Source organism: Paenibacillus sp. BIHB 4019 (assembly GCF_002741035.1).
In the GTDB taxonomy this organism is placed as follows: Bacteria; Bacillota; Bacilli; order Paenibacillales; family Paenibacillaceae; genus Pristimantibacillus.
On record NZ_CP016808.1, the window covers coordinates 4,130,563 to 4,144,517 of the forward strand.

Annotated in this window: 9 protein-coding genes; 6 read left to right on the forward strand and 3 right to left on the reverse strand. The window is 45.6% G+C overall.

Annotated elements, in window-relative coordinates:
• Window positions 1–46: 46 nt before the first annotated feature.
• The gene (locus tag BBD42_RS17955; protein ID WP_099519272.1) at window positions 47–1,048 is read right to left on the reverse strand and encodes a Gfo/Idh/MocA family protein; all 1,002 of its coding nucleotides are present in this window, start codon (window positions 1,046–1,048) and stop codon (window positions 47–49) included.
• A gap of 260 nt (window positions 1,049–1,308) precedes the next feature.
• Here BBD42_RS17955 and BBD42_RS17960 point away from each other — a divergent pair, with 260 nt between their 5' ends.
• Complete coding sequence (locus tag BBD42_RS17960; RefSeq protein ID WP_099519273.1) at window positions 1,309–3,900, forward strand: KAP family P-loop NTPase fold protein; 2,592 nt, start codon at window positions 1,309–1,311, stop codon at window positions 3,898–3,900.
• Window positions 3,901–4,056: 156 nt separating this feature from the next.
• Here BBD42_RS17960 and BBD42_RS17965 read toward each other — a convergent pair whose 3' ends face one another.
• The gene (locus tag BBD42_RS17965) at window positions 4,057–4,908 is read right to left on the reverse strand and encodes an AraC family transcriptional regulator (protein ID WP_172455542.1); all 852 of its coding nucleotides are present in this window, start codon (window positions 4,906–4,908) and stop codon (window positions 4,057–4,059) included.
• A 248-nt stretch (window positions 4,909–5,156) separates the two neighbouring features.
• Here BBD42_RS17965 and BBD42_RS17970 point away from each other — a divergent pair, with 248 nt between their 5' ends.
• Both BBD42_RS17970 and uxaC read left to right on the forward strand, forming a co-directional pair.
• Complete coding sequence (locus BBD42_RS17970; protein ID WP_099519275.1) at window positions 5,157–6,455, forward strand: Gfo/Idh/MocA family oxidoreductase; 1,299 nt, start codon at window positions 5,157–5,159, stop codon at window positions 6,453–6,455.
• A gap of 1 nt (window position 6,456) precedes the next feature.
• Complete coding sequence (uxaC, locus tag BBD42_RS17975; protein WP_056043296.1) at window positions 6,457–7,863, forward strand: glucuronate isomerase; 1,407 nt, start codon at window positions 6,457–6,459, stop codon at window positions 7,861–7,863.
• Between the two features lie 78 nt (window positions 7,864–7,941).
• On the opposite strand, the gene BBD42_RS17980 is transcribed toward uxaC, so the two are convergent.
• A complete protein-coding gene (locus tag BBD42_RS17980) occupies window positions 7,942–9,180 on the reverse strand; it encodes an aspartate aminotransferase family protein (RefSeq protein ID WP_099519276.1) in 1,239 nt (412 codons plus the stop codon).
• Window positions 9,181–9,457: 277 nt separating this feature from the next.
• On the opposite strand from BBD42_RS17980, the gene BBD42_RS17985 reads away from it, so the two are divergent.
• The 3 genes from BBD42_RS17985 (at window position 9,458) to BBD42_RS17995 (ending at window position 13,923) form a co-directional block, all read left to right on the forward strand.
• Complete coding sequence (locus tag BBD42_RS17985; RefSeq protein WP_099519277.1) at window positions 9,458–11,827, forward strand: helix-turn-helix domain-containing protein; 2,370 nt, start codon at window positions 9,458–9,460, stop codon at window positions 11,825–11,827.
• 213 nt (window positions 11,828–12,040) lie between these two features.
• Complete coding sequence (locus BBD42_RS17990) at window positions 12,041–13,009, forward strand: ABC transporter permease (RefSeq protein WP_099519278.1); 969 nt, start codon at window positions 12,041–12,043, stop codon at window positions 13,007–13,009.
• A gap of 32 nt (window positions 13,010–13,041) precedes the next feature.
• The gene (locus BBD42_RS17995) at window positions 13,042–13,923 is read left to right on the forward strand and encodes a carbohydrate ABC transporter permease (RefSeq protein ID WP_099519279.1); all 882 of its coding nucleotides are present in this window, start codon (window positions 13,042–13,044) and stop codon (window positions 13,921–13,923) included.
• Window positions 13,924–13,955 lie beyond the last annotated feature (32 nt).

The window sequence follows — 13,955 nt, forward strand, 5'->3', positions numbered from 1 at the left end:
AACCTCCCTTCAAGCCGTTTTTGTTGAAAAATAATCCAGTAGTCTATTATTGCGCCAACTCATCGATACGAATCGATTTTCCTTCACGCACGGAGCGGTTCGCCGCTTCAACCAGCTTCGTTAATTCAACAGCAAGCTGTACATTTTCCTCAGCTTTTGTATTGTTCACAATATGATCGGCAAATTGGTTGAAAGCGCCTGGGCGTGAGTCTGGCAGCGTCTGCTCCTGCCACTCCTTCGCTGCGTCTTCACCATTCACGTTTGTCCGCAGCAGCAGGCGGTCATCTGGTGTGCCGTACATCAATGTGCCTTGCGTGCCATGGATTTCAATGGTGAAAGGCGAAAACGCGTTGACGAAGCCTGCTTCAACGATACCGACAGCGCCGGATGCTGTTTTTAGCAGTACAACAGCGTTGTCTTCTACTTCTTTTCCTGTTACATAGCCATATTGGGCAGAAGCTTCAACAGGCTGCTCACCGAGGAACAAGCGAGTCAAATACATCGGGTGGCAGCCCAGATCGATCAAGGCGCCGCCGCCGCATTGCTCCAAATTGTAAAAATGCTCAGGCAGCCAGTTTTTCGTAGCGCCATCATGCGACAATCTAACCCGAACAAGCGTAACCTTGCCCAGCAGCCCTTGTGCCAAAATGTCCTGAATCGCCAGCGTGTAGCCAGCGTTCAGTCTTGGCAGGGACACGGTAAGCTTCACATTATTTGCAGATACTGCTTCAATGACTTCATTCACTTCTTTAAGCGTAGGAGCGATAACCTTCTCCGTAAAAATATGCTTGCCAGCGCGAGCCGCCGCAATGATAACGTCGCGGTGGATGTTGGACGGGGCGTCTACGATTACCGCATCAATGTCGCTTGCGAGCATCTCGTCCAAGTTGCTGTAGAAAGGAACGCCGAGCTTGTCAGCAGCCGCTTGGCCGCGCTCTGGAAGCTCATCCCATACCGCTGTAATTTCTGTACCCGGATGCGCCTGCGCTTCCTTCGTATAATCCCAAGCATGTACATGCCAGTAGCTAATTTTACCAATTTTAATCATCTCATCACTTCTCCCAACCTAGTATACAAAATTGAGACATCACAGTAAATTTATCATAGAGATTTCAATTTTATTAGTCCAATTAAGTGACTTTGTATGTATAAGATTACGACGTGATTTTTTTCGTTGATAACCTCCAATAATTATGCCTAAAAATACGTCCTAGAAACGGAATGTTTTTATTTTATGTAAGGATCGTTGCTTTAGAAAAATAACATTTGTATGATTAAGGAAGTTATAGGAGAGGGGTATAGGAGTAAATGAAAGAAGAAGTTAGTGTGGTCAAAAGATTAAAAGATTATTTTGGAAAAGGAAAAACTAATCTTTCTAAACTTGGTTTCTTTATTTTGTTTAGCACATCGATATCATATGCGGTCCTCTTATGCATCCGCTTAGCGTTTAAGCCCATATTAAATACCACCCCAACAAATCACGTTATCCAGCTTGTTGTCATTCTGTATGGTGCCATTTGGTTAGCCATTGTTTATCTTGAATTTAAGCAGCATGTCAAGCTGTTTTTATTCAAAACTATACGTCGGAAACTGCTGCCGGCAGTGTTCATCTCAATCATCTTGGATTATGGATTTAATGATCAGAACAGACTATTTTCCGGGGGAGTTTGGTCTGATCTATATGATGTGAATGTAATAGCCATTTCTTTATATGCAATCATTTTAACGATCAAAAAGCTGCTTGCCAAAAAAGATGAGCCCGCGACTGATGCTGCAGACAAAGCACAGAAGTACCAATTTCATTCTAGCCCTTCATTAGGCATCGGCGGAACTGACAGCTTGGGTCGTGAGAAGTTTGCGAAAGATTTGGCAGCGATCCTCATAGATCGTATGGCTATTCCTACGGATCATGCTTTGACTATTGGGCTATATGGGCCATGGGGGTCAGGAAAATCCTCTATTATTGATTTGATTGAAAAGCAACATATTAGTAAAGAGAAGATTATTCGTTTCCATCCTTGGTATATGGGGAAGGATCAAAATAATATTATTCCTGAGTTTTTAAAGCTGTTAATATCGCATCTGGAAAATCGTCAATCTAATTCCCAGCAAAAGCTTATTTATGGGTTAAAGAAGTATTTGAAATTTTTGACAACGATTAGCATCAGACCACCGGGGTTTATTGTGAATTTTAAAGATTATATGAGCAATCCTGAATTTTCCAAAGATTTTGAAGATGCTCAAGGCATGAGGGAGCATATTATTGATTTGCTGAAAGCGGCTCGAATGCCTATGGTGGTTTTCATAGATGATATAGATCGTCTAGATAATAAGGAGATTCAAATCATCTTTAAACTAGTACGGCTTATCGCTGATTTTCCTAATATCACCTATGTTCTTGCTATGGATGAGAAACACGTAGCGAAATCGTTATCCCAGCTCTATTCCAAAGACTATGAGGAAAAGGTAGGGCTTGAATATATTTCAAAGTTTATTCATGTGCCGCTGTACCTGCCAAGAGTTGATTCCTACCTGATGATTAAAGCTTTTCAAACGTCAATGATGAAGATAATAAACGATTATAAAATTGAAGTTGAAAATGATTACATCGATTTTTTAGGGGGAATTGCTAATCACTTTCAGTTCACGCCAAGGAATATGGAGAGGGTAGCGAATATCGCGATGGTTCATATGCCCATGTTAAAAAAAGAAACGAACCCGAAGGACCTTCTCACCTTATTAGCGATTAAAATTGATAATCCTGAATTATTTGCGTTCATTTATAAAAACTCAAGCGTATTTCTAGGTGAGCAAAAAGATGAAGCCGTTATTAAAGAGCAACGTGAGAAGCTATACATACAATTTCCGTCTTATATTTCCTTATTGAACAAGTTATTTCCCGCTCTCGGGAATTCAAGTGTAAATAAATTATTGTCGAACAAAAATAAACTAATTTGCTCTTCTGTGCATTTCGATACTTATTTTCAATATGCTGTACCTTCTTTAAAGGTGTCCAACGAGCAGCTTCAGAAATTTTATACTGCGATTTTGGACAGTGATGACGAGGGGGGAACGGTATACGGGGAGCTAGTAACTGATTTGAATCGGGAAGAGTTTTTTCATCAATTGTGGCTGGATATAGCTCCAGAGCAGGTCGAGAAAAACATGAAAATATTAAAATTTGTTCTTGATCAGCATCAAGATCTTACGAAATTTAATAGGCAGATGACAATTTTTATAAATGAAATGTTTAAAGCATTGATAAAAGAAGATAGTGATAATGAAAAAGTTACGTCTATTTTATCAAACTACAAAGATGGTTTGTTGATTGCGGCACAATTAAATAATAATGGTATAAAAAAGGGCGAGTGGGCTCAAAAATATATTTTTGCTCATATGGACCTATCGGTACTGCTCGAATATTCAGACGATGATGTTAAAAGTGCATTCAATTTGTGGGCGTTCAGTGAGGAAAATGATATTCAAAACATTCGGGCTATGGTAAGTGATTGGGTAAGTAGTAACGAGATATGGAAGATCGTTAGAATGAAAATGACCGATCCCCTTGAAGATTATAATTTCGCATTTTACAATTATGCATCGTTACTATCCATTTTACCAATAGAAGTAATAGAGGAGGCTGTGGAAAAAATAGGAGAAATCAGTTCAGAAATAGAACTCAAATTGTTCTTAAGGACTGGCGATTTCAGAAAAGAACAGCTTGAATTAGCCTACATGCATAGTACATGCTATGCAAATACATTAAAACAGCTTACCCATAGTAAGGGTGAATCTTGGACCTATACATTTTTAAAAGCTGTTGAACTGCTCTGTAAATATGGAAGACCAGAGAACACTTTCCATATAAAAGAAGAGTTAAGTAAACATTATACACAGTAAAGTGATGGAATTTAAAAGAAGGCACACTAAGTAAGTCAAATAAGCATTATTTGTCATGTGAAAGTGTCCTGAAAGAAGGCCATTTATCAAGTAACTTTCTTGCAGGACACAATCTATTATACAACTGAAATATGACATATTTATCTGTTCAAGCGTCTACAAATGCTTGCGATAATCCCGCGGCGAGAGCCGAGTAACTTTTTTGAACGTTTTGCCGAAGTGGGAGAAGTTGTCGAAGCCGGTGGCGGCGGCAATTTCCGTAATCGACTGGTCGGTCTCGCGCAGCAGGCGCTGGGCTTCTTTGATGCGGGTAATCGTCAAGTAGGTGGAGAAGGAGAAGCCGGTTATTTCCTTAAAGATGCGGCTTAAATAATACGAGCTGATATAGAACTGTTCGGCAATGGCGCTAAGCCTAATCTCTTCGCTGAAATGGTGATTAATATAACGCACGATTTCGGTAATTTTCGCATGCATCGGCGTGGCATGGGAGAGCGGGACGAATTCGTGCTTTTGCAAATAACGGGCCGCATGCAGCAGCAGCTCGGTAACCGCGATTGGCGGATACAGCTCATAGCCGGGAGGGCATTGCTGAATTTCCTCCAGCAGTCTGCGGATGAGCTGCTCCATCACCAGCTGTTCCTGGCGGGGCAGCCGCAGCACGTGAATATGCTGCTCGAACGGCGACAAAATCAGCTCGCGAAGCTCGGGCGCAAACGATTCAGGGAAATGGTGATCGAAGTGGATAATGACCCGTTCATGCGAGGCTTCGCCAGCGTACAGCGTTTTATGAACGACTTGGCGGGAAATGAAGATCAAGTCGCCCTGCTCCACCGGATAAGAACGGTCATGGACGAAATAAATCCGTTTGCCGCTGAGCAAATAATAAATTTCATAATAGTCATGAAAATGATCATTAGGCATCGTGAAGGGCTCGGAGCGCTTCATATATTCAATGTACAAATCCGCTAAATTTCCATAATCAAAGGAAGCGGGCGTTTTTTCAATCATAGCCTTCAAAGCTCCTTTCATATAAAACGCAAAATATGCGGCATATTTCCTTAAATAAGCACTATATGAGGAGAATTATAACACTTATATGCGATAAAATGAAAGCGTATTAAACAATCAAGGTGAAACGGCTGTCGCCGTCCTTTAGCAGCGCGGCGCGTTTCAGTCCGAGAAATATAAGCCTATTTATACGTGTGAAGCTTATAAATTCTTATATTCCAAAAAAATCAGACAAAGGGTGAGCCGCAATGACACAAAAGAAAAAGTACGTATTGGTAGGAACGGGAGGAAGAGCCGAGTTTTTCTATGCTGCAATTGCAACCGATTTCAGAGATACGTCGGAGCTGCTTGCATTTTGTGATACGAACCAAACGAGACTTGACCATGCCAACCATCGTTTAACCGATAAATATAATTATCATTCCGTTAACACATATAAAGCAGAGCAATTCGAGGAAATGATCGAGATTGAGAAGCCGGATTCCGTTATTGTGACCAGCGTAGACCGCACGCATCATACGTATATTATTCGGGCGCTGGAGCTTGGCTGCGACGTCATTACCGAGAAGCCGATGACCGTAGATGAGAAGAAATGCCAGGATATTATTGATGCTGTTGAGCGCACCGGGAAAAATGTTCGCGTAACGTTCAACTACCGCTATGCGCCGCATCATACGAAAGCCAGAGAGCTGATCGAGAATGGCACGATCGGCAAAGTTAATTCGGTGCATTTTGAATGGCTGCTCAATACGCAGCATGGCGCGGATTATTTCCGTCGCTGGCACCGTGACAAGCGCAACAGCGGCGGCCTGCTTGTCCACAAATCGACGCATCACTTCGACTTGGTGAACTTCTGGATCGGCTCGCAGCCGGATACCGTCTTTGCTTTCGGGGATCTGCTGTTCTATGGTAAGGAAAATGCCGAAGAGCGTGGCGAAACGAAGTTTTACGACCGTGCGACAGGCCACCCCAATGCGAAGGAAGATCCGTTTGCGCTGCATATGGACAGCAATGAGAACCTCAAGGCAATGTATTTGGATGCCGAGCATGAGGACGGCTACCGCCGCGACCAAAGCGTATTCAGCGACGGCATTAACATCGAAGATACGATGGGCGTAATGGTACGCTACAAAAACAATGCAATTTTGACTTATTCGCTTAATGCTTATCTGCCATGGGAAGGCTACCGCATTGCGTTCAACGGCACAAAGGGCCGGATAGAGATGGAAATTGTCGAGCAATCCTATGTTAATTCCGGCGGCGAAAAATCGCAAGAGGGCGCGCTGAAAGGCAAGCGCATTATCGTTTATCCAATGTTTGGCGCTCCTTACAATGTGGAAGTGGAAGAAGGAATTGGCGGCCATGGCGGCGGCGATCCTGTGCTGCTCAACGATATTTTTGGCACGTCAGTAGAGGATAAGTTCAATCGCGCGGCGAATCATGTAGACGGTGCCCGTTCGATTTTGACAGGTATTGCTGCTAATAAATCAATTCAGACGGGACTCGCTGTGAAGGTGGACGAACTAGTTAAATTCAGGAGGGACTAACTTGGCTAAGTTTCTGGACGACAATTTTTTGCTGGCAAATGAAACGGCGCGGGATTTGTACCATAACTATGCAAAGGACATGCCGATTATCGATTATCATTGCCATTTGAGCCCGCAGCAAATTTACGATAACATCAGCTTCTCGAATTTGTCGGAAGCTTGGCTGTATGGCGATCATTACAAGTGGCGGGCGATGCGCTCGAATGGCATTGAAGAAAAATATGTCACGGGTGGCGAAGGCGTCAGCGATTATGACCGCTTCCTCGCTTTTGCAAGGACGGTTCCGCAGGCAATTGGCAATCCGCTTTACCATTGGTCGCATCTGGAGCTGCAGCGCTTCTTCGGCGTCGATGAAGTGATTAATGAGCGCAATGCGCCGGCGATTTGGGAAAAAGTAAATGCGAAGCTGGCTGGAGAGGGCTTTAAGGCCCGCGATCTCATCGTAAACTCCAAGGTTGAGGTCGTCTGCACGACAGATGATCCTGCGGATTCGCTGGAATATCATTTGAAAATTAAGGAGCTGCCGGACTTTCCGGTAGCGGTGCTGCCTTCGTTCCGTCCAGATAAAGCGCTGGAAATTAACCGCGCTGGTTTCTTGGAATGGATCGCGAAGCTGGAGCAGGCTGCGGGCCAAAAGCTGGACAGCTATGAGGCGCTGTTAGCTGCGCTGGAAGCAAGAGTTTCCTTCTTCCACGAGGCAGGCTGCCGCGTTTCGGATCATGCCCTTGATTATGTGCCTTACGGGGAGACGACAAAGGATGAGGCAGCAGCGATTTTTGCTAGTGCACTTGCCGGAAATCGTGTAAGCCTTGAGGATGAGAAAAAATACAAAACGTATACGCTTGTCTTCCTCGGAAAGCTGTATGCGAAGCATGACTGGGCGATGCAATTTCATATTAATGCCGCGCGCAACAATAATACGGCGATGTTTAATCGCCTTGGGCCGGACACAGGCTATGATTCTATCGGCGACAGTCCGCTTGCCTATCCGCTCGTTAAGCTGCTCGATGAGTTAGCGAAGGATGAGGCGCTGCCGCGCACGATTTTGTATTCGCTAAATGCAATGGACAATGAAGTGCTTGGCTCGATTATCGGCAGCTTCCAAGGCGACGGCATCCCGGGCAAAATCCAGCTGGGCTCCGCTTGGTGGTTCAATGATACGCGGGACGGCATGGTCGTACAAATGAAGGCGCTCGCGAACTTCGGTTTGCTGAGCCGTTTTGTCGGCATGCTGACCGATTCCCGCAGCTTCCTGTCTTATACCCGGCATGAGTATTTCCGCCGGATTTTGTGCAATTTGCTCGGCGAGTGGGTGGAGAACGGCGAAGTGCCGGATGACCGCGAGCTGCTGGGCGACATTGTCCGCAATATTAGCTACTACAATGCGAAAAACTATTTTAAATTTTAATCATTAACATTTAATCGTTCATATTTATCAAAGAAGAAGCCGACAGCTATTGGGCAGCTGTCGGCTTCTTTTTGTCGGCTAGGCGTTGGCCGCTGCTTTCTGTACAGTTTTTAATCCCAGCTTGCTCAGGGCACGCTCCAGCAGCTCGAACATTTCGCCTGTTTCTGCTTCGGTTACCGTGAGTGCGGGTGTAATCCGTACTGTGGAAGCGTTAAGCGCATTAATAATCAATCCATCCTCCATACAGCAAGCCGCAAGCTGCGGCGCTATGCCTTCCTGCACAGTGAAGGCGAGCAGCAAGCCTTTGCCGCGAATGTCGGTGATCGCATACTTGCCGGAAAGCTCAACCAGCTTCTCTGTCATTAAGTCACCCATCAGCTTCGCATTGGTGGCCAAATCCAAACGAATAATCTCCTCTACGACTGCGTGGCCTGCTGCCATCGCAAGCGGTCCGCCCGTATAGGTTCCGCCTTGATCGCCAGGCTCAAAAAGATCGTATTGCTCCATCGTTAGTGTCGCGGATAGCGGAAAGCCGCCGCCAATTCCTTTCGCCAGCGTCATGACGTCTGGTTTAACGCCATAATGCTCATGGGCAAACATTTTTCCTGTCCGGCCAATACCGGTCTGAACCTCGTCGAAAATAAGCATAATGCCATAAACATCGCATGCCTTGCGCAGTGCCTGAAGGTAAGGGGCATCAACCGAATGGACGCCGCCCTCCCCTTGGACGAGCTCCAGCATAATCGCACAGGTACGGTTGCTAATGGCAGCGAAGCACGCATCAAAATCATTGATAGGCACATGCTTGAAGCCTGGAACTTTAGGGGCATAAAGGCTTTCCCAATGCGCTTTGCCTGTTGCCGACATCATGGCGAGCGTTCTGCCATGGAAGCTGTTCGTCAAAGTAATAATTTCATAAGCGCCGTTTAAATTTAGGGCGCCATGCTTGCGGGCGAGTTTAATCGCGGTTTCATTCGCTTCGGCGCCGCTGCTGGTGAAATAGGCTTTGTCAAAGCCGGACACGCTTGTCAGCAGCTCTGCGAACTCAACCATTGGTTTGTTATAGAAAGCGGGGCTTGCATGCACGAGCTGTCCGGCTTGCTTGGCAATGGCCTCCTGCAAAGCTTTAGGCGAATGTCCCAAGCTGGTGACCGCCCAGCCGCTGCTGAAATCGAGGTATTGTTTACCTTCCGTATCCCATAAGTACATGCCTTCCCCGCGCTCCATCACGACCTCGGGTCTGCTTGTTGTGAACAGCACGGATTTTTTGGCTGCAGCCAGCAAGGCAGCGGTATCGTTGTTTTTTAAATTAGTCATCGTCTAACCTCCGTATAAGTCTCGTTATGTATAAATATACACTTAAGTAAATAAAAATACAATACGCAGCTGCATATTTGCTGAGCGGCCCGTCACCCGGCGGATATCGTGGGGTTGTTCTTCAAATAGTAACCAAATCATTAATATTTATAGTAGCGCAGACATAAGGAATACTCGTCTGAAGGTATTCGCTCCGGCGACTTCATGGTATTATCAAAAAACAGCAAAATATAAACAGAGCGTCAGCAGATTATACAAACGTGGGGGAGTTCAGGCAATGAACAATGTAAAGAGCTTTATCATGAAGCGGAAGCTGCTGCTGAAAATGATCTTTTCATATGTAGCTGTCGGATTTATTCTCATTGGGGTATTTGCTTATGTCATTATCGATAAGGTTTCGGATAATTTGACGGAGGACGTCAACCAGTCGGTCATTCGGATGACCGAGCAGTCTTATAATACGGCTGATATTTTGCTTACCTCGACCTATAACTATTTTGCCAAAAACTATGACAACCAGGTCGTTTATAACGCGATGTATGGCGGTTCCTTCACTTATATAGAGATGAAGCAAATTAATACGCTGCTGTCCGAGATGAAGGAAGCGAACCCATTAATCGATTCGATTTATATTTACAACCTGAATAATGATAGCGTTTTCTCTTCGGAAAAGCCGATTACGCCGATTGCAGATTTTTATGATAAAAGGTTGACGGCGATGCTGAAAGAGAAGGATTTTTATAAAAAAGGCGTATTTATTCCGCGGCATGAAAAGTATACCGAATTAGCAAAGTCTTATGAGAAGAACTGGATTACGATTGTCTATTCCCAATTCGCCCGCAATTCCATTATTGATGGCGCGCTTGTCGTAAATTTGAATCAGCAGATGCTGCAGCAGCTGGCAACGAAGGGAAGCGGCAGCGGCAGCTCGATTCAGTCGGTCATTATTAATGATAAGGGAACGGTCATATCCCACAGCAATCCAAGCATGGTGAATAAAAATTTAAATGAGGAGCCGTATATTCGTACCATATTGGATTCTACAGCGGAAAGCGGCCAACTGAGCGATACGATTAATAATCAAAGCGTCTTCGTTTCTTATTTTAAATCGGATCGTCTAGGCTGGAGCTTTATTGGCATTGCAGAAAATGAAAGCCTGCTGCTGAAGGTCAATCATTTAAAGCAGTTTATTATCTGGATGACCGCTATTTTTGTCCTAATCGCCGCGGCCACGGCACTTTTTTCGATTCGCATGATTTATATGCCGCTCAATACGATTATGAAGCGGGCAGGCTCATCGCTGCAGGTTGGACTTAAAGATGGCTCCCAGCTTAATGAGTATGAGCTGCTGACGAAATCCTTTTCCTATTTGGAGGGGAAGGTAACCGATCTGCAGCTTGACGTATCGGGCTATTTACCCGCCAAACGCAAGGAGGTGCTGCGCTCCGTTATTCAAGGCGGGTACACGGGAAACGCAGGCGATAGCAAACTGACCGAGCTTGGGCTGCCTTTGCATGCTGCGGATTGCTTTCAAGTATGCGTTATTCGCCTTGATGAATATGACAAGCGTCTGCAGCAATTTGATTTGGCGGATATTTCCTTGTTCAAATACGCGATCTCCAACATAGCGGAGGAAATTATAACGTCGCCGATGCAGCGCGAGGCTATGGACGATAACGATGATACGATCATGCTGCTTCTGAGCTGGAAGGATGGCGAGCTAAGCGATACGGCCGAGGTTGAGCAGCGGATGGCGGATATTCAGTCTAAGGTTGCGCAGTTTCTGAAGCTGTCGGTCACGATTGCGATTGGGCCAGTTGTGCAAACGCTTAAGGCGATTCCGCTTTCATGGAATCAGGCTTACCATTCGTCGCGCTATCGTTTGATTTGCGGCTATGGCACTATTATTGCCAAGCAAGGCGAGGCGTCCTCCATCCATGCCGCTGCGGAACATGATTATCCATTAGCGCTGGAGAAGCATATTACCGATCAGATGAAGCTGGGGGATAAGGAGAAATTCCAGCAGGCGGTTGAGCAGTTTTTTGCGGAAATCCGCACCTATCAATATGATGAAATTATGCTGTATGTGTATCAATTGACGGTTATGGCGGTGCGCGCCAGCAAAGGGATGGTTAGCGAGGCCGAGTTGCTGCAGAGCGGGATGCTGTCGCTTCCAGAAACGATTCAGAAGCAGGAGACGCTGGAGCATATGATAACGGAGTTTGCTGCCGCATGCAGGCAAGTGATGAGCCAGCGCGACTACAGCTCGTCGCAGACGAATGTGAAGGCGGTATCGCTTATTGAGGAACAGGTGCGCTCAGGCTATGCCGACCCGAATTTGTCAGTAGAGGGCTTGGCGGAAGCCGTGGGATTTTCAACAAACTATGCGAGGAAAGTATTTAAAGATTTTACAGGCAAAACAATTTCGCAGTATATTGCCGATTTCCGCTTCGACAAGGCGAAGGAGCTGCTGCTGTCTACCGATTTATCTGCGGGGAAGGTCGGAGAGCTGGTCGGGATGACGAATACGAATTATTTTTACGCCTCATTCAAGAAGCATACGGGCAAATCGCCCGTTCATTATCGCAAGGCTTACATGCTGGACGCGATGCTGAAGGATGTTAAGGAAGACGAAACAACACTATGAAAGGTCCAATCATGCTGTGAAAAACGGCCGCTCCGCTTTAAGGGGCGGTTTTTTCATGCGAAAATTGCAGCTTTCAGTGAAAAAGTAACATTTTATAGCGTTAGCGAGCGAACAATTTGCGGATATCGGAACATTTTATTCTAGCTGGACGCCTGCTGTTTCTGCCATGATGAGGGCACAAGAAAACGCAAGCAGCGTTAAGGAGGTCTACATGTGAGAGAAGCAGCATTACAAAAAACGGGCAGCAAAGCAGCCGGGCAGCAAAAGAAGGACTCCTTTTTTAGTGAACTTCATAAAAACGGCCTGCTCTACTTGCTTACATTGCCGGGACTGTTAGTCGTATTTATCTTCTCGTATTTGCCCATAGGCGGCATCGTCATTGCCTTTCAGGATTTTAATCCAAGGCTGGGACTGTTCAAAAGCGAATTTGTCGGCTTGAAAAATTTCAGCTTCTTCTTTGAATCCAGCGACACGATCAAGGTGATGGTGAACACGCTGTTTCTGAACACGCTGTTTATCGGAATCGGCACGCTCGCTTCCGTCGCTATCGCCATTATGCTCTCCGAGCTGGGCGGAAAATGGTTCAAGCGCATTACGCAAACGATTGTAACGCTGCCTTATTTTTTATCCTGGACCGTTATTTCGATGTTTATCGTGGCGCTGCTGTCCAGTGAAAATGGCTTCATCAATAAAATATTAGGCGCATTCGGCATCGCAGAAATTTCCTTCTTTAACGAAGCCGCCTATTGGCCAGCTATTCTTGTGCTGATCAAGCTTTGGCAGGGTGCAGGCTTTGGCTCAATCGTCTATATGGCAACGATATCTGGCATTAATCCGGACATTTATGAATCCGCTTCAATTGACGGAGCAGGCCGGTGGAAAAAAATAAGATTTATTACGCTTCCCTTGCTCAAGCCAACGATCATATTAATGCTGCTGCTGGCTATGGGCGGAATTTTCTACGGCGACTTCGGCATGATCTTCGCGATTGTCGGACGCAATCCGATTCTTTACCCGACAACAGACGTCATTGATACGTACGTATACCGGGCGCTTATGGATTTGGGAGATATGAGCATGGCGGCTTCCGTAGGCGTTTTCCAATCGATGGTTGGTTTTATCCTTGTGCTGACCGCGAATCAAATGGCCAGAAAGTTCAGCCCGGATTCCGCTTTATTTTAAAAATACTCGTTGCCGCACAGGAGGCGCCTCACATGATCAAAGAAAGCGCAGCGGACCGCATAGTGAAGCTGTCCATTTATGTACTGATAACCTTATTCGCCCTCTATTGCATTGTGCCGTTTCTCATGGTCATCAGCAGCTCGATGACGACGGAGACGTCCTTGCTCCGCGATGGCTACGGCCTGTGGCCGAAAGAGTTTTCGCTTAAGGCGTATGAGCTGATTTTTAAAGATGCAACGATCTATAAAGCATACGGAGTCACGCTGTTTGTAACGATTGTCGGTACAGCGCTTGCGATGCTCGTTACGTGTGCCCTTGCTTATCCGCTGTCCATTAAGACGCTCAAATACCGCAATGGCATTAACTTCTATGTCTACTTTACGATGCTGTTCCATGGCGGGCTTGTTGCCAACTATTTGCTTATTACTAAATATTTAGGCATGGCGAACTCCATATGGGTGCTCATTATTCCAGCGCTCGTAAGTCCCTGGAATATGTTCCTTATGCGCAACTTCTTCAAATCGATAGACGAGTCGCTTGCTGAATCAGCAAAAATCGATGGCGCGAACGATCTATATATTTTATTCCGTATTATTTTGCCGATCTCGCTGCCTGCGATTGCCACGGTGGGCCTGTTCTATGCGCTCGCGTTCTGGAACAAATGGTTTGAGGCGATGCTCTATATTTCCAAGGAGGACTTGTTCCCGCTGCAATATTTAATTATGCGCATTATGAGCAATGTGGAGTTTGCCAACACCATTTCGTCAAAGGTCAATATTCCCGGCTTTGCGACGCCGACTTATACGACGCGGCTTGCAACGACGGTCGTCACGATTGGCCCGATTATTTTCCTCTATCCCTTCCTGCAAAAATATTTTGTCAAAGGCTTGATGGTAGGCGCAGTCAAAGGCTAGCTTATGCCCGGCTGAATTCGCTTTCAAAAGGC

Bases quoted from the DNA above. Each gene is read 5' to 3' on its own strand.
- BBD42_RS17955 (WP_099519272.1), bottom strand. From the start codon at position 1,048: ATGATTAAAATTGGTAAAATTAGCTACTGGCATGTACATGCTTGGGAT.
- BBD42_RS17960 (WP_099519273.1), top strand. From the start codon at position 1,309: ATGAAAGAAGAAGTTAGTGTGGTCAAAAGATTAAAAGATTATTTTGGA.
- BBD42_RS17965 (WP_172455542.1), bottom strand. From the start codon at position 4,908: ATGATTGAAAAAACGCCCGCTTCCTTTGATTATGGAAATTTAGCGGAT.
- BBD42_RS17970 (WP_099519275.1), top strand. From the start codon at position 5,157: ATGACACAAAAGAAAAAGTACGTATTGGTAGGAACGGGAGGAAGAGCC.
- BBD42_RS17980 (WP_099519276.1), bottom strand. From the start codon at position 9,180: ATGACTAATTTAAAAAACAACGATACCGCTGCCTTGCTGGCTGCAGCC.
- BBD42_RS17985 (WP_099519277.1), top strand. From the start codon at position 9,458: ATGAACAATGTAAAGAGCTTTATCATGAAGCGGAAGCTGCTGCTGAAA.
- BBD42_RS17995 (WP_099519279.1), top strand. From the start codon at position 13,042: ATGATCAAAGAAAGCGCAGCGGACCGCATAGTGAAGCTGTCCATTTAT.